Raw genomic sequence first — 20,993 nt, 5'->3', positions numbered from 1 at the left:
ACGTCGATCGGCACGCCGGACAAAAATCCGATAGAATTCGCGCCGCTTCGCTTGTGGATCCTCGCCCTGTCGTCGGTTGACGACAGCATTTTCCTGGTTCTACGCCAGAGCCAGACGCAAGTGCGCGCGGCATAAGCACTTGGCATGCAGGCATGGACCCTGCTTGACGCCAGGGCGCTTGCAGCGAAGCCAAAAGCCAGCCCGCCGTGGCGGCGGGTCACGGAAAAGAACCATACGGAGGGGCCCGGCAGAGATGCCGGGCCTCTTGTTTGCCAAAGGGTGATCGTGAAGACCGACTCCTTGACCTTACCCGCCGGAAAGCCGGTCCGCGCGCTTGTCCCGGCCGCCCTCATCGCCCTGCTGATCGCATCCCTCAACTACGGGTCGTGGGCCTATTTCAACCGGCCCCTCGCGCCGGCGGAATTCGAGGGCCGGGTCCGGGGCATGGCCTATAGCGCCTTCCAGCGCCACCAGAGCCCCCTGGAGAACCGTTATCCCTCGGAAGCCGAGGTGGCCGCCGACCTGCGGCTGCTCGCCCGCCACACCAAACGCATCCGGGTCTATACCGCGACGGAAAACCCGATACTCCCCCGGCTCGCCCGGGAAGCGGGCCTCCAGGTCACCGCCGGCGCCTGGCTGAGCCGGGACCGGGAGCGCAACCTGCGGGAGATCAACGCCCTCGTCTCCGCGGCCAAGATCCACCCCAATCTAGACCGGGCCATCATCGGCAACGAGACCTTGCTGCGGGGCGACCTCGGCGTGAAGGAGCTGGCGGGTTACCTCAAAGCGGCCAAGCGCCGGCTGAAGATCCCCGTCTCCACCGCCGAGCCCTGGCACGTCTGGCTCAAGTACCCGGAACTGGCCCGGCACGTGGACTTCATCACCGTACACCTGCTGCCCTACTGGGAAGGGGTGCCCGTGGAAGCGGCGGTGGAGTTCGTGTTCCTGCGGCTGGAAGAGCTGCGGCGGAAGTTCCCCAAGAAACCCATCGTCATCGGCGAAGTGGGCTGGCCCAGCCACGGGGACCGGGTCCGCCAGGCCCTCGCCTCCACCGCCCACCAGGCCCAGTTCGTGCGGGCCTTTCTCGCCCGCGCCCGGGACCTTCCTCTGGACTACTACCTGATGGAGGCCTTCGACCAGCCGTGGAAAGGGGCCGAGGAAGGACGGGCGGGGGCCTATTGGGGCGTGTTCCACGCCGACCGCACCCCCAAGTTTCCCTTAAGCGGCCCGGTGATCGAGGATCCCCACTGGCCGCAGAAGGCCCTCGCCGCCTCCCTCTTAGCCTTTCCCTTCATGCTCTGGTTCGCCGCCGCCTTCCGGCGCTTCCGCCTGCCAGGACGGCTGTTCTTCGCCGGATTGATCCAGGCCGCGGCCGCCCTCCTGGTGTGGCTCGCCGCCATGCCCTTCGAGTTCTACCTGAAGCCCCTCGACTGGGCCATGCTGGCGCTGCTCGCGCCCGCCTTCCTCGCCATGGCGGCCATCCTGCTAGCCAACGGCTTCGAGTTCACCGAAGCGTTGTGGCGCGACCGCTGGCAGCGGAGCTTCGGCCCGCGGGAGCTTCCGCCCGGCCAGGCGCAACCCTTCGTCTCCATCCACCTCGCCTGCTCGCGCGAGCCGCCGGAGATGGTGATCCTGACCCTCAATAGCCTGGCTCACCTGGATTACCAGAACTTCGAAGTGCTGGTGATCGACAACAACACCCCGGACGAAGCCCTGTGGAAGCCGGTGCAGGCGTGGTGCGAGAAGGCAGGACCGCGATTCCGTTTCTTCCATCTGCCCCAGTGGCCGGGATTCAAGGCCGGGGCGCTCAACTTCGCCCTGCAGCAGACGGACCCGCGCGCCGAGGTGGTGGGGGTAGTGGACGCCGACTACGCGGTGAGCCGCACCTGGCTCTCGGCGCTAATGGGCCACTTCCTGGAGCCCCAGGTGGCCGTGGTGCAGGCGCCCCAGGCCCACCGAGACTTCGAGGCCAACTTCTTCCAGCGCATGTGCAACTGGGAGTTCGAAGGCTTCTTCCGCGTGGGCATGCACCACCGCAACGAGCGCAATGCCATCATCCAGCACGGCACCATGACGCTGATCCGCCGCCGCGCCCTGGAGCGGGTGGGCGGCTGGGCCGAGTGGTGCATCTGCGAGGATGCGGAGCTGGGGCTGCGCCTCATGGGCGCGGGCTACGAGACCCGCTACGTGGACCGGGTGCTGGGCCGGGGCCTCACGCCGGCCGACTTTAAAGCATTCAAGTCCCAGCGGCTGCGCTGGGCCTTCGGCGCCATGCAGATCCTCAAGGGGCATTGGTCCGCCTTGACCGGCAAAAGCCCCTTGAGCGCCGGCCAGCGCTACCACTTCCTGACCGGGTGGTTTTCCTGGTTCGCCGACGCCCTGCACTTCGCCTTCGCCCTGAGCGCTCTCCTCTGGACCATCGGCATGCTGGCGGCGCCCAAGCACTTCACCCTGCCCCTGGACCTCTTCCTCGTCCCGGTGCTCGCCTTCTTCGCCGCCAAGGCCCTGTTCGGCCCGGTGCTGTACGCGGCGCGGGTGGACTGCGGCTGGCGCGACATCTTGGGCGCGTCGCTGGCCAGCATGGCCCTGTCCCACGCCATCGCCCGAGGCGTGTTCCAGGGCCTGGCCCGGAAGCGGGGGGTGTTCGTGCGCACGGCGAAGAGCTTCCACCGCCACGGGCGCTTCGCCGCCATGCTGGGCGTGGTGCGGGAGGAGCTGCTCATGCTCGTCGCCTTGAGCCTGGGGGCGGGATTGACCCTGTGGGGCCTGGGCACCGAGCGGGAGGCTTCCCTCTGGGCGGCGATCCTGGCCGCCCAGGCCGTGCCCTATGGGGCGGCGCTGCTCACGGCAGCCATCTCCGCCCGGGCCGGCCGCACCGCCCGCCAGGGCGCCCAGCCGGCGCCGGAAGGCGCCCCGGTGGCGCGCATCGAGCCCGCGGTCCCGGTGCGGGAGCGGGCCCGGGCCTAACCGGGCGGGGCGAGGCGGGCCGTCTCGCCGGCCGCGCTGCCTGCGCCCGAGGGCCGGCGCCGCCCGGGGAGCGACGCCAGGTAGCGGGCGATGATCTGCTGCTCGGTGGCCATGCGCCGGTCCGCGGGATAGGGGTAGCGCAGGATGAGGTGCACCTTGTCCACGTCGGGCAGGGCCACCGCCACCCGGGGCTCGGCCGAGGGCATCATGATGAAGCGCTCCCCCTCTATTTCCCGGATGGCGGCTTCCGCTGGCTCGACGAAGGCGCTGCACACTTCCCGCGCCGCCTGCTCCAGGACGCCCTTCAACGCCTCCACGTCCTCGCCGGCGGCCACCGGAACGGTGAGCAGCCCGATCTGGTAGCGCCCGATCCGGGACAGGTTCTTGAGGGGATGGGTGAGGTAATAGGCGTTGGGGAACTGCACCAGCCGCCCGGTCAACTGGTGCTGCTGGCCCACTTCCAGCACCGTGGTGGAGAGCAGGGTCTGGTCCACCACCTCTCCCTTCACGTCGTGGATCTCGATGATGTCGCCGAAGCGGAACGCCCCCGAGGTGGTGCGATAGACGTAGCCGAGCACCGAGATGAGGAGTTCCTTGGTGGCGAGCACCACGGCCACCCCCAAGGCCACCAGGGACAGGGCGGCGGCCCGAAGTTCCGAGCCCCATACGAAAACGAGGGCCACCACGGCGATCAGGAACGAGGCGTTGCGCCAGAAGACCGAGGTGCGCAGCTTGGCCTCCCGGGACATGTGCACCCGGCCGCGCAGGATCCAGGAAATGGCGAAGTTGGCCAACAGGACCCCGGCCAGGATGACCAGGGTGGCGAGGATTTCGTGGCGCAGCAGCGTGTCCATGGGGCGCTCGGGAGACGTCATTTTACAGGGTCAGCCGGCGCGGAAACGCTCTCGCAGGAAGCGCCGCGGCACCTCGAAATCCAGGAACAGGAACTGGTCCTGCGGATCGCGGGCGAATCCCCCCGTGCGGGCGCAGGGCCACTCGGCGGCGGTCAGACCTTCCGGCACCAGGGCGTGCTTCTTGCGCGGATCGAGTAGCAGAACCTCGCCGGTCGCGTGCCGCGCCGCCCGGCTTTTCCGGTCCACGATCCCCAGCCGCCCGGAGTGGGCCACCACGATCACGAAGTAGACGTCGGGATAGTTGCGCGCGTCGTCGTGGAGGCTGACGGGCCCCGCTCCCTGCACGGTGAAGCGCTCCAGGCTCAGCGCCCCCGCCGGCAGCCCCAGCGCCTCCTGCAGCTCGGCCCGCAGTCCTTCCACGAAGCCCAGAGTCAGGCGGGCCCGCACCGGGTCGAGGCTGCGGGTCTCGTCGAAGGGAAAGCCCTCCCGGCAGAGGGCGCGGGCCTGCTCGAACAGGGCTTGCAGCTCGGCGTGGCGGCCCTGGATGCGAGCGCCGGTGCGAAGCAACGTCGCGTAGCGGGCGGTCACGGGGACATGCCAGGGTTATAAAGAGGTACCGTCCAGGAAGCGGCGCGCGACCCGCCGGGCCCGCGCTGCCGGCAGGAGCGCATGATGGCTTGTCTGCCCCACACTGGCAAGGCGGCGCCCGCCGGAAGCCCCGGCCGTCCCGGCCTCCCGGGCGCGGCGTGGGATAATCCCCACGGACCGGGCTTCAAGCGGAGGGAAACCTTGCGGCGGACCGGCAGTCCGCCGGGCCATCATGCTCGACCTGTTCATCGTTCTGGCATTCGTGGGGTACTCCATCGCGGCGGGGTTCGCGGCCCGGCGCAAAGCTTCCCGCGACCTGCACGAGTATTTCCTCGCCGGGCGAGGCCTGAAGGGCTGGCAAGCGGGAACCAGCATGGCGGCGACCCAGTTCGCCGCCGACACGCCCCTGCTGGTGGCGGGCCTGGTGGCCACGGGGGGCGTCTTTCTGCTCTGGCGGCTGTGGATCTACGCCCTGGCCTTCCTGCTCATGGCCTTCGTCTTCGCCGCCCTCTGGCAGCGGGCGGGGGTACTCACCGACGCCGAGCTGGCCGAGATCCGCTACAGCGGCCGGGGGACGCTGCTGCTGCGGACGTTCAAGGCGATCTACTACGGCACGATCTTCAACTGCGTGGTGCTCGCCTGGGTGCTCGCCGCCGCCGTCGGCATCACCGAGCTCTTCCTGCCCTGGCACCGGTGGCTGCCCGCGGCGCTCTACGATCCCCTCGCCGATTTCGTCCTGCGCTCCGGCCTGGGACCGAAACTGTCCTCCAGTGCTCCCGCCTATCCGCAGCACCTGGCAGCGGCCAACAACATCATCAGCATCGCGCTGATCCTTCTCTTCACCGCCCTCTACGCCACGACCGGGGGCCTGCGCGGCGTGGTGGCGACCGATATTGTGCAATTCGCCGTCGCCCTGGCCGGCACCCTCCTCTTCGCCTGGTTCATCGCGCAAGCGGCCGGGGGGCTTCGCGCCCTGGTGCCGAGTCTGGTCCACCTCTACGGGGAAGAGCGGGCGGCCCGGATCCTCTCCTTCGCCCCGGGCTTCGCCGGTGAGGCGACGGGCGGCCCGGACTGGCCCGCCCTTCTCCTGCCTTTCCTCGCCGTCATCGGCCTGCAGTGGCTGTTCCAGGTGAACAGCGACGGCACGGGCTACCTGGCCCAGCGGACCATGGCCTGCCGCGACGAGCGGGAGGCGCGCTTCGCCGGCATCGTCTTCGCCTGGCTGCAGATCCTGCTGCGCTCCCTGCCGTGGCTGGTGATCGCCGTGGGGCTCCTGGTGCTGTACCCCTTCGACGAGAGTGCGAAGACGGAAGCGGGCTTCGCGGCGCGGCGGGAACTCATGTTCGTGCGGGGCGTCCACGAGCTGATGCCCAGCGGCGCCCTGGGCCTCATGTTGACCGGCATGCTCGCCGCCCTCGCCTCCACCCTGGACACCCATCTCAACTGGGGCGCCAGCTACTGGAGCAACGACCTCTACCAGCGGCTCGTCTGCCGCGCCTGGCTCAAGCGGGAGCCGGGGAACCGAGAGCTGGTTCTGGTCGCCCGGCTCTCCAACGTGCTGGTCATCGCCCTGGCCCTCGTCGTCATGGTGAACTTAAGCTCGATCCAGCAGGCCTGGCAAATCGCGCTCCTGTTCGGCGCGGGGGTCGGGTCGGTCTTGGTGCTGCGCTGGCTGTGGGAGCGGATCAATCTCTGGTCGGAGCTCGCCGCCATGGCGGTCTCCCTCCTGGTGGCGCCTCTGCTGCTCCACCTGGGGGGGCAGGCCCGCGCCGAGGGCTGGTTCGCGGGCAACGAGCTGGCGATCGAGGCCCTCAACCTGGGCATCATGGCGGCCGCGTCCACGGCGGCGGCAGTGGCGGCGGCGTTCCTCGGACCGCCTACCGATCCCGAAACGCTCGAATCCTTCTACCGCCGCGTCCGGCCCCACGGATGGTGGCGCGCCACCGCCGCCAAGGTGGGGGACGACCCGTCGCGCCCCCTGCGGGCTTTGGCGCGGGACGGGCTGACCGCGCTCCTCGCCGCAAGCTCCCTGTTCCTCTGCCTCTACGGCGCCGGACGGCTGCTCCTGCCCCATCCCGCCGTGCCATGGCCGGTGGCGGCGGCGGCGCTGGTCCTGGGCGTGACGCTGGTGCCCCTGTGGTGGCGCCGCGCCTCGCGCGCCGAGCCCACCGGCGCGCAATCCCGTCCCGTCCCCGCCCGGGCCCCGTGAGCCGAGCGGGCCCTCAAGGCGTCGCGGCTTCCCCGTCGATCGCCGACGCGCGCGCGAATGCCGGCCGGGCAGTGCAGCGGGCGTCGTACGCATCGAACGCCGGGCAGCGCTCAAGCAGCCCATACGCCAAGCACATGAGGGAATTGAGCGTCATCCCATCGAGGGTCCTGACGTCGAGCTTGCCCTCGTAGAGGACATGGTTGACGCGGTTCCAGGCCGAACCGGGCTCGATGGAAATTCCGCCGCCCACCACCTGGCGCTCGATCGGCACCAGCGTATAGGGAGCAGCGGCGCAGCCGGCCACGGCCAGTGCCGCGACCAGCAGGATGCTGTGGGTCTTCATAGCCGCCTCACTGGGCAAGGAGCGTGTGGATCGCTTCCCGGTCCGGGGCATCGCGCTTCACGCGCAAGTAGGTCTCGAACGCCTGTTTCGCCTGCGCCCGGTCGCCGGTCTTGAGGGCGACGAGACCCAGGGAGCGGTGCACCTCGGGCGGCGCTCCGCCCGCGTTCACCGCGCGCTCGTAGGCGGCGAGGGCTCGCTGGGCGTCCCCCTCGTCCCACCGCAACCGGTAGACCTCGCCCTTGGCGAACCAGAGCTCGCCGTCGTCGGGCGCTTCCGCCAGCAGTTGCTCGATCACGATCTCGCTGCGGCCGTACTGCCGCAGGCTCAGCTCGTCCAAGTGGTGGGCGCGAAGGGGATTCCGGCTCAGAGCCCCGCCGCCGGGCTGGTGTAGCGACGGTGGATGAAGTCGATCTGCGCCAGCAGATTCTCATCCAATCTCGCTTCGGCGGCGGCCAGCTCTTCCTTGAGCTGGTCGATCCTCGTGGCCCCGAGGATGTTGGACGCGGTTGCGCACGAAGGCGATGGCCAGGTGGACCGGACGAATGCCCGCCCGCACCAGGGCATCCATGGCCTCGATCTGCTCCAGCCTCGGGGTCGCCTGTCTTTCCTTCGTCGGATCGAACCGGGCGTTGCCGAAGAGCGGCACCTTCCGCTCCGCTCGGAAACGTTCAGATCGCTGTCGGAGAGAGGATGGTAACGCATGGAGGATTACAAAATTCTAAACCGCACCGGCAGGAGAATGGCCTTGCCCGCCGATGCGGGGCTCAAGGCGCCAAGCCGGGCGACGGCCTTGAGCGCCGCCTGATCCAGCAGGGCGTGCCCCGAGCTGCTGGCGACCGACGCCTCCACGATGCGCCCGCCTTCCCCCAGCTCCAGGAGGAGCACCACCTCCCCTTCTAGCCCCAGCCGCAGGGCTTCCGGCGGGTAGAGCAGCACCTCCGACAGCCGCTCCAGGGTCTCGGCCAGTTGCGCCGCCGGAAGGGGTTCGACCTGCATCTGCCCTTCTCGCCTGGAAGGCTGGGGGTGCTGCGGTTGGGGAGCGGTCTTCCGGGGCGGCTTCGCTCCCGGCGGCCTCAGCGGGTCCGGGCGCTCCTGGGACCGGGAGCCGGTTTCGGGAAGGGGCTCGAGCCAGGCCGTCAGGACCGGAGCGTGCGCCATGGACCGTCCCCCGGCGCCCACCTGGGCCGGGTCGAGGCTCGCCAGCACCAGAACATGGAGCGCGGCCGATGCCCCCAGCGCCCAGCCGAACGTCGCCCAGGGACGATCCATCAGCCCCTCCCCAGCCGATCCGGCACACCGGGGCGCCGTGGAATTCGCGGGGCGAGCCCTACCACCGCATTTTGACAATCGGGCATCATTTCCCGACTATGGAGACCTTTCCCACCGGATGGCAAGCCCCGGATGATTTTGCCTGAGCGCGCAGTCAACTGGCTCGCCGCCGCAGCGGTGGCCGCCCTGTTGGCCGGCGGCCCCTCTAGGGCGGTGGAGCTGCCCGATCCGGCGCGCTTCGGCGTGACCATCGAAATGGGCGATCTGCGCGCGGCCTCCGCCTGGCTGGACGCGGGGCTCCCACCGGACTTCATGGCCGACCGCATCGGCACCGGGCTCATGATCGCCGCCTGGGAGGGCAACATCCCCATGATGGCCCTGTTCCTGTCCCGGGGCGCCGACCTTCATAAGACCAACCGGTTCGGCGAGCAGGCCCTGATGCACGCCGCCTGGAAAGGCCGGCTGGAGGCGGTGCGGTGGTTGCTGGACCGGGGCGCCCGGGTCAACCGGGAGGGGCACGAATGGTCGGCCCTCCACTACGCGGTGTTCGCCGGCCACGAGGCAGTGGCCAGGCTACTCATCGAGCGGGGCGCGGACGTGAACGCCCGGGCGCCCAACGGCTCCACCGTGCTGATGATGGCCGCCCGGGAAGGGCGCGAGGGGCTCGCCCGCTTGCTGGTCGAGCGCGGCGCCGACACTCAAGCGGTCAACGAGCGGGGCGAGGATGCCCTCGCGTGGGCCATGCGCCACGGGCACCTGGGCATCGCCCGGCTGGTGGCGGGGCCGGAGCGCTTCGCCCAGGCGGCGCGGCGGCCTGCCGGCAGCTTCGGCGCGCCGGTGCGCTCCGCGCCGGTGTCGCCCCGGATCGAATCCCTGCTCTCGGAAATGCGGCTCAACGAAGCCCTGGGCCACCTCACGCCGGAGGCGAAACGGGACTATCTCGCCGCCATCGAGCGCCTGCGCCGGGAAGAGGAGGCCCAGGCGAGGGCGCAAGCCCCGCCGCCCCGGGAGCCCAAGGGGATCGAAATCCGCGCCAGGCGCGGGCAGCCGGAGCGCCAGGAGGCGGTGTTGATCGACGAGCGTGGGCAAGAGTGGCCGCTTCCCTGAACGCCAAACAGACCGCGCCGAACCCCCGCGCAGGCGGCGACCAGGCTTTCTAGCTGACGCCGAAACAAGCGGCCTTCGCGCGAAGCGGCGTGTCGGTGGTCGCCGCCTGAGAATGTCCTAACGGCGCGCGTCCTTCCCGGGTGCGCCGCTCCCGGCGGCGGGCTGGGCCAGCTCCGCGGCCAGCGCCTCCAGCGCCCGGACCCGGGCCGCCGTCCGCACGTATTCGCAGTTGAGGTGCATGGCCCGCTGCACTTCCGTTCCAGCGAAGGGCGCCGCCTGCAACTCGCAGTCGGCGCGCACGTAATCGGACCAGGTCTTCTGGGAACGTTCCAGCGCCTGTCCCGCGTCCGGAGCGAGACGGCTCAAGTGGGCGTAGGCGTTCTGGAGGGCGGCCTGCTCTTGCCCCAGGGCGGCCTGGAGGCAGCCCATCAGTTGCCCCACGTCGCCGGCGCGCTCCTCGCACGCATGGCCGGCCGGATGGGACGCCACCCTCGGCGCCGGCGGCGAGGAAGAGGCCGGGGGCTTCACGGGAGGGGAAACGGGCCTTGCCATCCCGATGCCGAAGCTCGCGATGGCCAGCCCGAAGATGACGGTGAGCGCCGCCATCTCGATCAGGATCTGGTCGGCGTGGCCCACGTGGGAAAGCTTGCTCATGGACGCTCCCTGCCCCGCCGACGCCGGCGGGCGCAGCGCCGATAAGTGTACCGAGATGGGGGCAGGTAAGGATACGCCGCCGGACCTCCGGCGGCGAGAAAACGACGAGCGGCTTGGAGCCTGTTAAACCGGCGTCCGGGCGGGGGCGCCTCCCTCCCGGTGACGGAAGTTGATGCGGGCCTTGGTCAGGTCGTAGGGCGACATCTCCACCGTGACCCGATCGCCCCGGGTGATGCGGATGCGGAACTTGCGCATCTTGCCCGAGGCGTAGGCCACCACGTCGACCCCGTTGTCCAGGGTGACCCGGAACTGGGTGTTGGGCAGCACTTCGCTCACCACGCCCTCCACTTCCAACAATTCTTCTTTTGCCATGGGGAAATCTCCTTCGCTCAAAAGGTGCCAGACGCGCGCCAAGGCCGGCGCCAAAGCCGGGGACAAGGGTGGCTCAACGCCCGGAGCGGGAAGACTGGGAACCGGGGACCCGCCGCGCCTGCTTCCCCGCCTCCTTGCGCTGCTGGGAATGCTTGCGCTCCTCAACTTGCTGCAAACGGCGCCGGATGATCATCGTCGCGGCTTCTTCGGGGGTTAAGGTTCGGGCCATGAGGGTGCCTCCTTCTGCTGCGGGTTCAAAAACGCAAAGCCCCCGACCAACGTCAACCCCGAGGGTCAACCGGTAGGGGGCTCTTATGAGAGTGCTTATCGCACACCTAACGAGTGGATAATTATACAGGAATATCCGGGCTAGTACCAGATGGCCATGGGCAGCCCCGCGCCGTCCCGCTCCCGCACCCGGGCAACGATGGCCCAGGCCTGAGCCCCGATGCCGCGCCCGTCCAGGGCGCGCTGGAGTCGGGAAGCCACCTCCCGCGTCGGGGCGGACAGCACGGGCCGGATCGGCGCGGGGAACACGCTGGATGCCCGGGGCCGCCCGAGGAGCGCCCGCGCCTGCCCATCGCAGGCACGGGCGCCGGATTCGGTGAGGCCCAGGGGAATATCGACGGCAATGGCGGCGGCGTCCGGATAGGCGGCGAGCACTTCGGCCGCGGAGCGGTGCACACCCACGTCCAGAACGGGCCTGTCTTCGCCCAGGCTCACCGCCACCCATCCCTTGGGACAGCCGTCCACGCCCACGAGCCGCGCCATTTTTCCTTCATCCCCGCCTGCGGGAGAAGCGTATCCTAAGAAAGGACCGTATCCCTCGTCTTGCAACGCTGGAGGCCGAAATGGAAAACCCGTCCGATCTACGGGAGCGTATCGTCGATACCGCTCTCGCTCTGGCGGAGGGAAGCGCCTGGGAGCGCGTGCGCCTGTTCGACGTGGCCGCTGAGCTGGGCATCACCCTGGACGAGGTGCGCCAGCACTTTCGCGAAAAGGAAGACGTGGCCGAGGCCTGGTTCGACCGGGCGGACGCGGCCATGCTGCGGGCCGCGGCTCGGGCCGAGATCCAGGCGCTTCCCCCGCGGGAGCGCCTGCACCGGCTGATCATGGCCTGGCTCGGGGCCTTGGCGCCCCACCGCCGGGTGACCCGACAGATCATCTATGGAAAGCTGGAACCCGGCCACGTGCACATCCAGGTGCGGGGACTGCTGCGGGTGAGCCGTACCGTCCAGTGGATCCGGGAGGGGGCCCGGCGGGAGGCCGCTTACCTCAGCCGGGCGCTGGAGGAGACCGTGACCACGAGCATCTACCTCGCCACCTTCCTCTACTGGATGCACGACGACTCGGCGAACTCGGCCTCCACCAGCCGTTTCCTGGACCGCTTGCTGACCGCGGCCGAGGGACTGCCCTCCTGGGTGTTCGCCCGCCCGACGCCGCCCAGGGAGACACCGGGCGAAGCCGTCCGCACCGAACCCTCTCCGTAGTCGAGCTTCCTCGGGCGCCGGTGGACACCCTGACCCACGCCTTGAGCGGGGCGCTGCTGGCCCGCGCCACCGCGCCTGCCCATCCTTCCCCCGGCGCGCCGAGCCTGCGCCAGCGCATGGCGGTGGGGTTCACCGCCGGCGCGTTTCCCGACGGCGACTTCGCCCTGCGGGCGGTGGACACCTTGTGGTACCTGGGCCGCGTCCATCAGGGCGTCACCCACTCCCTCCTGTTGCTGCCTCTATGGGCGCTTCTCATCGCCCTCGTTGCAGGCCGGGTATGCGACCGGCCCTGGCGGCTTTTCTACGGGCCGGCGGCCCTGGGCATCGGCATCCACATCGCGGGAGACGTGATCACCGCCTACGGCACCCAGCTCTTCGCCCCGGTCTCCGGCTGGCGCGCGGCGCTTTCCCTCGCCTTCGTGATCGACCCGTACTTCACCGGGATCATCGCGGCGGGGCTCGCCGCCGCGTGGTTGCTGCCGGCCCGGGGCCGGGCCGCGGCGGCCTTCGGTCTGCTCGCCCTGGCCGGCTATGTGGCCTTCCTGGCGGCGCTCCATCAGCGGGCGGCGGACATCGGCGCGGCGTACGCCCAGACCCTGGGGCTCGTCAGCGCCACACCCCACGCCCTGCCCCAGCCCTTTTCGCCCTTCCACTGGAAGGTGATCGTGAGCCACGGCGAGACTTACCACGAGGCCCTGGTGGACCTGCTGCCCGGGCCCAGCCTGGTGGAACGGATACCCGGGATGGATCGCTACGCCCCCATGGCGTCGGCATACCGACTGGCGCCCCAGTGGCGCGTGCACCCGCGTTTCGGTTCCGACGCCCGGGAAAGCGCCCTCGCCCGGGAGGCGTGGGCGCAAGAGGCGTTCCGGAATTTCCGCGCTTTCGCTCGCTTTCCCGCCCTCCATCGCATCGACCAGGACGGCGAAGCCCAGTGCGTCTGGTTCGTGGACCTGCGCTTCACCTTGCCATGGCGGGTGCCCTCCTTCGTTTTCGGCCTGTGCCGCGAGCGTCCCGGCGCTCCCTGGCGGCTGGCCCGGGAGCGGGGACCCTTGTGGATCGATTGAGAAGAGACGTTCACCAGTCGCCCGCAAGCTGGGTTTCGGCGCTCTCGAGCCGGATCGGGTCCCGGGCGCACAGGGCTACCCAGGCGCTGGCCTCGAGGAACGCCTGCGCCGCCGCGAAGCCGATCCTCGGGAGCCGGTCCCGCGTCGGAAAGCGGAAACCTCTATCTCAAAAAATCCGGTAGGGTGCGTTGAGCGTAGCGAAACGCACCGCCAATGAGACGAGAACCTTTGGAGCGGTGCGCTGAAGCGCACTACGGTTTGGGAGTAGGGTGCGTCGAGCACCAGCGAAACGCACCGAAAGCACCGGTGAGCGTGCTACGCCCATGCCCCCGGAGGCACAGGACGCGGTGACGTACAAGTACAATATGGGCGACGAAGCCCTCGCCGTTCAGGCTAACGTATCGATCCGGAATGGACATCCCCGACGCCCTTCGCAGCCGATTCCACGCCCTGCGCTCGTCCGCCCTTTTCTGGTCCCTGCGCTACTTCGAGCAGTCCTCCGAATGGCTTGCCGTGCGCCAGGACACCCTGGAGCCGCCCCATCGATCTCTGGACCGCGGGGTGATGCTCACGGCGATCACCGACGGCGGCTGGGGCTACTGCGCCACGGGGGACCTGTCCCCGGCCGGGCTGCAGGGGGCCTTGGACCAGGCCACCGCGTGGGCCGAGGCCACTCGGGAGATCGGCGTGCTTCGCTTCGATCCCCGGGACCTGCCCGCCCCGAGGGGAGCGCTCAAGGACGAAGCGGGCAAGAGGCCTTCCCCGCGGGAGCTCTACGACCTCCTCGCCGAGGAGTGCCGGCGGGCGAAGGCCGACCCGCGCATTGCCGAGCGCTACATGGCCCTGGAGCGGCGGGAAGTGGACGCGCTCTATCTCACCAGCACGGGCGGCGAGGTCCGCCAGCAGTTCCGCTACATGATCGCCCACGGGCGGGTCACGGCGCACCAGGGCACAGAGACCCAGGCGCGCAGCTTTCTTCATGCGAGCCAAGGCGGTCTCGTGTCCTTCGAGCGCTGCGGCTTCATCGGCTGCGGCCCGCGCTTGGCGGACGAGGCCTTGCGGCTCCTGGGGGCACCCAATTGCCCGTCGGGCCGGATGGACCTGCTCCTCATGCCGGACCAGATGGCGCTCCAGGTCCACGAGTCTATCGGGCACCCCCTGGAGCTGGACCGCATCCTAGGGGACGAGCGTAACTACGCCGGAACGAGCTTCGTGACCCTGGACATGTTCGGCCGCTACGCCTACGGCTCGCCCCTTCTCAACGTCACCCACGATCCGACGGTGCCCGGGGAGATCGCGGGCTTTGCCTTCGACGACGAAGGCACGCCGGCGGAGAAGGTCTGGCTCATCCGCAACGGCATCCTGGAGCGCCCCCTCGGCGGGCGGCTCTCCCAACGGCGCTCGGGCCTGCCCGGCACGGCGAGCGCCCGGGCCTCGAGCTGGAACCGCCCGCCCATCGACCGCATGGCCAATCTCAACGTGGAGCCCGGCGAGAGCTCCCTGGCGGAGATGATCCGCTCCATCGAGCGGGGCGTGCTGATGCGCACCAACGCGTCCTGGTCCATCGACGATTCCCGCAACAAGTTCCAGTTCGGCTGCGAGTGGGGCGAGCTGATCGAGGACGGAGAAATCAAGGGCGTGGTCAAGAACCCGTGCTACCGGGGCGTCTCCAGCGCCTTCTGGCGCAGCCTGCGCATGGTGGGCGACGCGGACACGTTCCAGGTGCATGGGACGCTCACCTGCGGCAAGGGCGAGCCCAACCAAGCGATCCACGTGGGTCACGCGGCGCCAGCGTGCCTGTTCTCCGGCGTGGACGTGTTCGGCGGCGAAGGCGCATGAAAGCGCATTTCTTCGATCTGGCCGACCGGCTGGGCCGGGCGCTGCCCCCGGACGAGATCCTGCTTCTTTACCTTTCCGGCGAACGCTCGGATTTCGTGCGCCTCAACCAGGGCAAGGTACGCCAGGCGGGAAGCGTGGAGCAGCGCTACCTCACGGTGCGGCTGGTGCGCAAACCCCGCCAGGCGGCGGCTACCCTGGCCCTAGCCGGCGACGGCGGCGATTTGGAAGCGGCGCGGGCGGCCCTCGCGGGGCTGCGGGATCTCCTCCCCCAGCTTCCCGAAGACCCGTGGCTGATGATCGCCGAGACGCCCCGCTCCACCAGCACGGAACGCCGCGGCCGTCTCGCGCCGGCCGCGGAGGTCACCCAGCAGGTCGTCGCCGCCGCGAGGGGGCGCGATCTGGTGGGCTTCTACGCCGCCGGGACCCTCTACCGCGGCTTCGCCAACTCCTTCGGGCAGCGCAACTGGCACCAGGTGGAGAGCTTCCACCTGGATTGGAGCCTCTACCTGCACGGCGACAAGGCGGTGAAGTCGGGCTACGCCGGATTCGATTGGGAGCCCGCCGCCTTCGAAGCGAAACTCGAGGAGGCGGCAGAGAAGCTTGCCCTCCTCTCGATCCCACCGCGGACGATCGAGCCGGGAGAATACCGGGCCTATCTCGCGCCCCGGGCCCTGGAGGAGCTGATGGGGCTGCTCTGCTGGGGCAGCTTCTCGGCCCGAGCCCAAGCCACCGGGCAGAGCCCGCTCCTGCGCATGGAGCACGGGGCCACCTTCTCGCCGCAAGTCACCCTGATCGAGAAGGTCGAAGCGGGCGTCGCGCCGCCGTTCCAGCAGGAGGGCTTCATCAAACCGGCCACCGTGACCTTGATCGACCGGGGCCGGCTCGGCGAGCCCCTGGTGTCGCCGCGCTCGGCCAGGGAGTACGGCCTTCCCACCAACGGGGCCAACGCCGCCGAGACGCCCCAGTCCCTGGACATGGCGCCCGGCACGCTGGACGAGAAGGACGCCCTGGCGGCCCTGGACACGGGGCTCGCCGTCGGCAACCTCTGGTACTTGAACTACTCGGACCGGCCCGCCGGCCGCATCACCGGCATGACCCGTTTCGCCACCTTCTGGGTGGAGAGCGGGCGCATCGTCTCCCCGGTCGAGCCCATGCGCTTCGACGATTCCATCTACCGCATGCTGGGGGAGAACCTGGCAGACCTCACTCGCGCTCCCGAGCTGCTGCTGGACCCCTCCACCTATGGAGAGCGTTCCAAGGCCAGCGCCCGGCTGCCGGGGGCGTTGCTGCGCTCGCTCCGGTTCACCCTGTAACCGGGTTTTCAGCGGGGCAGTTCCTGGCCGGTCAACTGCCGCCAGATCTCCCGCAGCTTCGCCTTGACGACGAGGGCGTTGTCGCGGCCCATGCGCAGGAGGATTTTCTGGCCTGCCGACAGCTCCTCCAGCTTGGGGTCGGCGAACTGGTAGAGCACGTGGGGCTGTACCAGGACGATCGGTTCCTTCGGCTCCGGCGTCGCGAGCAGGTGGTCGATCACCTCGATCAGGCGGTCGTTGAAGTATTTGCCGGGATATCCCAGGTCCTCGTAGGCCTGCTGGAACAAGGGGTAGAAGTGGACGTACACCGCCGCGAGCTTCTTGGTGTCTACCGCCTCCGCGAGCCGCACGTAAGGCGCGTAGCGCCGGTGATTTTGAGCGCCGATCGTCAACCGGTCGCCCTGCTGCGCCGCCAGGAACTGCCCTGCGGGGGGCTTCACCGGCAGTAGGCGCGAAGCCACTCGCTTTCGCGGCAGGTTGTCCACCGTGGCGACGATGCGCCGCACGATGTCCGTGAGATAAAAGAGATCCGCGAGCGGTTTCGTTCCCAACAGACCAGCCAGAGATTCCCGCAACGCGCCATCGCTCTCTTTGAGGGGCGGCAGGGACGGCTGCGGCGGCGCTTCCTCCCCGGAAGGTAGTGCGCGTTCGATGGGATGTCGGATGGGCGGTTCCGCCTCGGCTCGAGGCGTCGGCGCTGGTGCCGGAGGTGCCGCTGGACTGGGCTGCTGAACCTGCGGCACCTTCTTTTCCCCCCAGGGATAGAAGAGCGCAATGACGACGGCCAACGCAGCGAGCAGAGTCAACCACCAGATCGTGTTTCTCATGGGCGTAAACGATCCCTGGTGTAAAGAACCTCTGAAGTCGTGCGCGGGCACGACCGAGGCCATAGAGGTTGCGTCCCGGACTCGACACGCCGGCCGACAGACGAGTCTCGGATCTCGGCCCCGGTGCTCTTCTTCTATTCCTCTTGCCACCGGAAACCCGGCGCGGGGGCTTGGGGCTTATTGTGCCACCTTGCCAGGGCTAAACCCAAGCATCCCCCGCAGCGCAAACGCGGCAGGACAGGGGAGTCGACGAACACCGCTGGCTTTCAGGTGGACACCTTTCCCTCATGAGCTCCGGTTGTCGCACCCGTGCAGCGATGCCAAGCGCCCGCGGGGCGGATTGATCGGGAGGAAAAACCGATGAGTGCAAATGACACGGTAAGACCCGGGCACCTCTCTTTTCGCCGCAACGACCGTCTTGTCTCAGCCCCGTTCGGATTCGATCGCGGGCCGTGGTGCCACTGCGTCCAGGATAGGACTGTCCCCTGTTCCCCGCCACTCGTCGAATTCCGGGGGCAGAAGCTCGAGGATCTCGTCCCCGGCCATGCCGTAGACGTCGTAGGTCACATCGAGCTGCTGCAGCACCCGCACGAAGCGCAGCACGGTGCCAGGCCTGGGAATGGCCGCCTGGGCGCCGCGTTTTGGAATTCCCCAGGAGCGGTCGAGATAGAGGGCGTTCAACGCTTCCAGCACGCCCCGGCTCGCGATCAGGTCGATGCGGCTGGTGATTTCCCGGTAGATACGCTGCTCCCGGTGCAGGGGACCGGAAAGCACCAGGATCGCGTATCCCCGGTGCCGCCGATAGACCGCGTAGGGACCATACAGCAGGTGCCGGTAGCGGGTGCGGAAGCTGAAGTCCGGCACGTGGCGATAATCCTGTCCCGGCTTGCGGGAGCCGTCGGGCCTATGCGGGCACACCTGATCGAAGTAATAGAGGGAAAGCCACGCCCACAATCCCCGGTTGGCTTCGATCTCCTCTTGCGGCAGCGGCTGCAACCGGTTCCACAGGTATTCGCCGGCGCCCCAGCGGCTGGCGAAGAGCTTGCGCTCGACCCGCACCTCGGCGGAAAGCTCGGTGGAGTAGCGCGGATCGGTGAGGAGCGCTTCCGGCGGCGGCGCGGCCGCGCCGGCCCGCAGCTCGGCGAGATACGCGCGAAAGCGCTCGATTCCCGGGTTGCTGAGCGCCCGCGCCAGCTCCGCCATCACCCGCTCGCCTTGGCCACCGCGCGCTCGAACCGCGCCCGCACCCCCCGCGCCCGGCAGAACGCCTGCACCGCCTTGTCGATCCATTCCTCCTGCCGCAGGCGCGCCTCTTCGCCGCTGCCCTCCGGCGGAGTGTCCACGCCGGGCAGGGCGCATACGTAGCGCAGCCACAGGCTGGTCCAGTCGCTTTCGTCCCAGTCCGGATCGGTGACCTCCTCCACGAACACGATCTCGTGCAGAATTCTGCGTACCACCTCCGGATACACCAGCGCCAGGAACGAATCTCCGGAGCGGGCGGCTTCCCCCAGGTCGGCAATGCGGCGGTTCAACTCCAGCGTCGGCCAGTCGGAAACGTCCAGCCGCCAGACCTGCTCTCCCAAGTCCGTAAACACCACCGGCAACAAGGACTGCTTGTGCCTCAGGTCCTCCTCCGGTCGCAGGGGCACCAGCTTGTCGGCCACCGCCAGCAGCAGGCCCTTGCGCGTCCCGCTGCCCACCACCTTCAGGCGGAACTTGGGCAAGGGCGTCGGGGTGATATCGGTGAGCCGCCGGTCGGGCGGGATCAGCGGCTCGCCCACCGTGCCGAAGGGAAAGCGCATGTAGGACGTGGCGTTGTAAGCCTCGATGAACACCCGGGACGCGGAGGGAAACCCGAATCCCGACAGGTCAAACTCGGCGTCGAACGCCCATCCGCCGTCTTCAGCCGGCACGAGCCGCACCGTCACGTGGGAGCGGGGAATGCGTCGGCGCCCGGTGTAGTTGAGGCGTCGGATCACGGCGCCTCCTCGAGCCGCAGCACCTTCACCCGGACGTCGCGGCGCGGATCGAACCCCTTCATCGTCACCTGGAACCCGGGATCGTCGATTCGCACCACCACCCGATTACGCTCCCGGCGCACGGCCTGCGCGCCGCGCGTCTGGACGTCGATGGGCGGACGGTCCACCTCGAAGTCGAACGGCTCGTAGAGGGAAAAGGGGTTGCCGCGCCGGACTTCGTAGGCCGCCACCACTTCCACGAAACGCGGCACGGCCCCGGCCCCGGGCGCGCCGGTTAAGCGGAAACCACCCCGCAGCTTCTGCAACTGGAAAAACCGGTCCTTCGCCACGGTCTCCACCTGCCCGTCCCCGGCGGTACCGTCCACGCCGATCCGTTCTTCTTTGCGCTTGTCCTTGGTGACCACCGTCTCTTCGGTGGGAACCTCGAGGAAGAAAAGGTGCCGCAGCAGATGGAAATCGCGCCCTTGGGCCGGGCGGGTGAGGCTGCGCACGATCTCCCGCGGCGCACTTTTCACGTAGCGCAGCGTGAAGGGCCCGTGACGATAGCGCTCCTTGAAGCGGGGCGAGCGCTCCTGCCACTCGGTGTGCGCCGGGTTCTCCGAATCGCCCAGCAACGCCGAGAGCCGCCGGTCGCGCACGCAGACGATGGCCCGCACCCCGCCCTGCAGCCCGCTGCGCACCCCCGCCACGGTGATGCCGTCCCGCACGAAGTGCTCCTCGGCGCCGGAGAGGGCATCGTCCCGTTCCAGGAACACCTCGAAGCTCGCCAGGGCGCCCTCCCCGTCCGCCGGCTTGACCCACACCGGCACCCTCACCGCGACCCGCCGGCCGTCGTTGAACGCCGCGCGCAAAGGGGCAAGGGCCGCGTCCACCGAGGCATCCCCCGCCCAGCGCGGGGCGGCCTCCGGGGGCGGCTCGGGCAACCGCACGTAGCGCGCCTCGGGCAGGTCGAGCCCCCAGCGGGCCAGCTCGATGAGGGACTGGAGCCGCGGGCCCTCCGCCCAGCCCGTGCTTTCCGCCAGGCGCAGCACCGAGCGGGCATCCAGCACCTCGGTGCGCCGGTCGTGGGCCACTTCCACCACCAGGTCGCCCGCCAGGATGGGCAGAAAATAATGCCTGACGACGGAGGGCAGGATGGCCTCGGGCTTGAGATCGGGATCGGGATAGGGAATCACCACCGAGAGCCCCGGCTCGTCACCGCGCTTTATGGCGAAGTCATGGCAGAACGCGCCAAGTACGCCCGCCTCTTCCACCGGCAGGGCGAAGTCGTCCTGGAACCGGCCGAAATAGCCGTAGGGGTAATAGCGCGCGCCGTCCAGCTTGTGAATCCTCAGCACCGACTGGCCCATGAGCAGCCGGCGTCCGTCGTCGCGGCGGACCGTGAGAGCGAAAAAGCTGTTGATCCGCGAAGCCGCCGGAAAAACGGTCTTGCCGAGCCCCCAGCGGCCCAGCTCCGACCACTGCTTGCGCGAGCGGCCCACATTGCGCCAGAAATAGTAGAAATCGTTGCGCGCGCCGCCGGGGCCGATCTCCTCATCCTCGCTCTGCCGGGGATCGCCCTGCAGGCCCCGGGTGCCGTAGTCCTCCACCACCAGGAAGCCCACCGGCTCTTCGGGCGAAGGAAGCCGGGCAAGGCCGCTCCTGTCGGCGGCGAGGTGCCGCCACAGACCCGCGAAATAGCGGGCCGCGCGCTCGCCCTGGAGCCACGCGCCCGGCGGAGAAAAGGCGATCCGTACGCGCACCGGCTCGCCCGGCGAGCGGGCGTCGAGGGAATTCTGGATCGCCTCCCGCACCAGAGCGTCCGCCAGGCTGCCGAGGGCTTCGGTGGAGAAGAACTCGCTCTCGATCGGGTCGATGTTCATCTCCCCCGGCTGCATGCGGCGGAATTTCCAGAAAGGAGCGTCAGCCATCGCTTCAGGCCGTAGCGGCGTTCGCGCCGCCGGCGCCAAGGGCTATCGTCATCGGGGTTATTTAAATCAGGTTCTTCCGGGTTTAGCGTGAGTAAAGGTCCAGGACACCACAGAAGAAGTAAATGGCGGTCTTGTTCGGGATTGCGATATCCACAACCCCGTCGTTTGATCGCCATGATTTTGCTGTTCAATCCTTCAGCCACGG

General features: G+C 69.1%; 22 protein-coding genes. 7 read left to right on the top strand and 15 right to left on the bottom strand.

The window, feature by feature from the left end; translation table 11 throughout:
* The first annotated feature begins 144 nt into the window (after positions 1-144).
* A complete protein-coding gene (locus ACUVYZ_RS08000) occupies positions 145-2,967 on the top strand; it encodes a glycosyltransferase family 2 protein (protein ID WP_439933922.1) in 2,823 nt (940 codons plus the stop codon).
* Here ACUVYZ_RS08000 and ACUVYZ_RS07995 read toward each other — a convergent pair.
* On the bottom strand, positions 2,964-3,821 hold the full coding sequence (locus tag ACUVYZ_RS07995; RefSeq protein ID WP_439933921.1) for a mechanosensitive ion channel family protein: 858 nt from the start codon (positions 3,819-3,821) through the stop codon (positions 2,964-2,966). The two genes, ACUVYZ_RS08000 and ACUVYZ_RS07995, sit on opposite strands and share 4 nt — an antisense overlap.
* 30 nt (positions 3,822-3,851) lie before the next feature.
* Positions 3,852-4,409: a hypothetical protein gene (locus ACUVYZ_RS07990; protein WP_439933920.1), complete on the bottom strand. Its 558-nt coding sequence runs from the start codon at positions 4,407-4,409 to the stop codon at positions 3,852-3,854.
* Between the two features lie 232 nt (positions 4,410-4,641).
* On the opposite strand from ACUVYZ_RS07990, the gene ACUVYZ_RS07985 reads away from it, so the two are divergent.
* Positions 4,642-6,618, top strand: a complete 1,977-nt coding sequence (locus tag ACUVYZ_RS07985) for a sodium:solute symporter family protein (protein ID WP_439933919.1) — start codon at positions 4,642-4,644, stop codon at positions 6,616-6,618.
* A gap of 13 nt (positions 6,619-6,631) precedes the next feature.
* On the opposite strand, the gene ACUVYZ_RS07980 is transcribed toward ACUVYZ_RS07985, so the two are convergent.
* The 4 genes from ACUVYZ_RS07980 to ACUVYZ_RS07965 form a co-directional block, all read right to left on the bottom strand.
* Positions 6,632-6,961, bottom strand: a complete 330-nt coding sequence (locus tag ACUVYZ_RS07980) for a hypothetical protein (protein WP_439933918.1) — start codon at positions 6,959-6,961, stop codon at positions 6,632-6,634.
* A 7-nt stretch (positions 6,962-6,968) separates the two neighbouring features.
* Entirely contained in the window at positions 6,969-7,298 is a 330-nt protein-coding gene (locus ACUVYZ_RS07975; protein ID WP_439933917.1) for a tetratricopeptide repeat protein, read from the bottom strand.
* A gap of 26 nt (positions 7,299-7,324) precedes the next feature.
* Positions 7,325-7,525, bottom strand: coding sequence for a hypothetical protein (locus tag ACUVYZ_RS07970; protein ID WP_439933916.1), 201 nt, complete (start codon positions 7,523-7,525; stop codon positions 7,325-7,327).
* A gap of 144 nt (positions 7,526-7,669) precedes the next feature.
* A complete protein-coding gene (locus ACUVYZ_RS07965; RefSeq protein WP_439933915.1) occupies positions 7,670-8,230 on the bottom strand; it encodes an energy transducer TonB in 561 nt (186 codons plus the stop codon).
* Positions 8,231-8,362: 132 nt separating this feature from the next.
* On the opposite strand from ACUVYZ_RS07965, the gene ACUVYZ_RS07960 reads away from it, so the two are divergent.
* Positions 8,363-9,337 carry an ankyrin repeat domain-containing protein gene (locus ACUVYZ_RS07960; protein ID WP_439933914.1) on the top strand — a complete coding sequence of 325 codons (975 nt, stop codon included), beginning with the start codon at positions 8,363-8,365 and terminating at the stop codon, positions 9,335-9,337.
* A 117-nt stretch (positions 9,338-9,454) separates the two neighbouring features.
* Here the strand turns inward: ACUVYZ_RS07960 and ACUVYZ_RS07955 are convergent, their stop codons facing one another.
* The 4 genes from ACUVYZ_RS07955 to ACUVYZ_RS07940 form a co-directional block, all read right to left on the bottom strand.
* On the bottom strand, positions 9,455-9,991 hold the full coding sequence (locus tag ACUVYZ_RS07955; RefSeq protein WP_439933913.1) for a lysozyme inhibitor LprI family protein: 537 nt from the start codon (positions 9,989-9,991) through the stop codon (positions 9,455-9,457).
* Between the two features lie 123 nt (positions 9,992-10,114).
* On the bottom strand, positions 10,115-10,363 hold the full coding sequence (infA, locus tag ACUVYZ_RS07950; RefSeq protein ID WP_439933912.1) for a translation initiation factor IF-1: 249 nt from the start codon (positions 10,361-10,363) through the stop codon (positions 10,115-10,117).
* 73 nt (positions 10,364-10,436) lie between these two features.
* Positions 10,437-10,592, bottom strand: a complete 156-nt coding sequence (locus tag ACUVYZ_RS07945) for a hypothetical protein (RefSeq protein ID WP_439933911.1) — start codon at positions 10,590-10,592, stop codon at positions 10,437-10,439.
* Between the two features lie 140 nt (positions 10,593-10,732).
* Positions 10,733-11,134 carry a DUF429 domain-containing protein gene (locus ACUVYZ_RS07940; protein ID WP_439933910.1) on the bottom strand — a complete coding sequence of 134 codons (402 nt, stop codon included), beginning with the start codon at positions 11,132-11,134 and terminating at the stop codon, positions 10,733-10,735.
* An 80-nt stretch (positions 11,135-11,214) separates the two neighbouring features.
* On the opposite strand from ACUVYZ_RS07940, the gene ACUVYZ_RS07935 reads away from it, so the two are divergent.
* The 4 genes from ACUVYZ_RS07935 to ACUVYZ_RS07920 all read left to right on the top strand — a co-directional run bounded on the left by ACUVYZ_RS07935 (position 11,215) and on the right by ACUVYZ_RS07920 (position 16,072).
* Positions 11,215-11,853: a TetR/AcrR family transcriptional regulator gene (locus tag ACUVYZ_RS07935; RefSeq protein WP_439933909.1), complete on the top strand. Its 639-nt coding sequence runs from the start codon at positions 11,215-11,217 to the stop codon at positions 11,851-11,853.
* Between the two features lie 20 nt (positions 11,854-11,873).
* Positions 11,874-12,920 carry a metal-dependent hydrolase gene (locus ACUVYZ_RS07930; protein WP_439933908.1) on the top strand — a complete coding sequence of 349 codons (1,047 nt, stop codon included), beginning with the start codon at positions 11,874-11,876 and terminating at the stop codon, positions 12,918-12,920.
* A 411-nt stretch (positions 12,921-13,331) separates the two neighbouring features.
* Positions 13,332-14,759, top strand: coding sequence for a TldD/PmbA family protein (locus ACUVYZ_RS07925; RefSeq protein WP_439933907.1), 1,428 nt, complete (start codon positions 13,332-13,334; stop codon positions 14,757-14,759).
* Positions 14,756-16,072 carry a TldD/PmbA family protein gene (locus tag ACUVYZ_RS07920; RefSeq protein WP_439933906.1) on the top strand — a complete coding sequence of 439 codons (1,317 nt, stop codon included), beginning with the start codon at positions 14,756-14,758 and terminating at the stop codon, positions 16,070-16,072. The genes ACUVYZ_RS07925 and ACUVYZ_RS07920 overlap by 4 nt, the downstream gene beginning before the upstream one ends.
* An 8-nt stretch (positions 16,073-16,080) precedes the next feature.
* Here the strand turns inward: ACUVYZ_RS07920 and ACUVYZ_RS07915 are convergent, their stop codons facing one another.
* From ACUVYZ_RS07915 to ACUVYZ_RS07895, 5 genes are all read right to left on the bottom strand, one after another.
* Positions 16,081-16,899 carry a DUF3014 domain-containing protein gene (locus ACUVYZ_RS07915; RefSeq protein WP_439933905.1) on the bottom strand — a complete coding sequence of 273 codons (819 nt, stop codon included), beginning with the start codon at positions 16,897-16,899 and terminating at the stop codon, positions 16,081-16,083.
* A gap of 423 nt (positions 16,900-17,322) precedes the next feature.
* Positions 17,323-18,102: a hypothetical protein gene (locus tag ACUVYZ_RS07910; protein ID WP_439933904.1), complete on the bottom strand. Its 780-nt coding sequence runs from the start codon at positions 18,100-18,102 to the stop codon at positions 17,323-17,325.
* Entirely contained in the window at positions 18,102-18,878 is a 777-nt protein-coding gene (locus ACUVYZ_RS07905; protein WP_439933903.1) for a hypothetical protein, read from the bottom strand. Before ACUVYZ_RS07905 ends, ACUVYZ_RS07910 begins: the two co-directional genes overlap by 1 nt.
* A complete protein-coding gene (locus tag ACUVYZ_RS07900; RefSeq protein WP_439933902.1) occupies positions 18,875-20,788 on the bottom strand; it encodes a hypothetical protein in 1,914 nt (637 codons plus the stop codon). Before ACUVYZ_RS07900 ends, ACUVYZ_RS07905 begins: the two co-directional genes overlap by 4 nt.
* Positions 20,737-20,991, bottom strand: a complete 255-nt coding sequence (locus tag ACUVYZ_RS07895) for a hypothetical protein (protein ID WP_439933961.1) — start codon at positions 20,989-20,991, stop codon at positions 20,737-20,739. The genes ACUVYZ_RS07900 and ACUVYZ_RS07895 overlap by 52 nt, the downstream gene beginning before the upstream one ends.
* Between the last annotated feature and the right edge of the window lie 2 nt (positions 20,992-20,993).

This window comes from Pelomicrobium sp. P1, from assembly GCF_052805615.1.
This window is presented reverse-complemented; position numbering and strand designations above follow the sequence as displayed.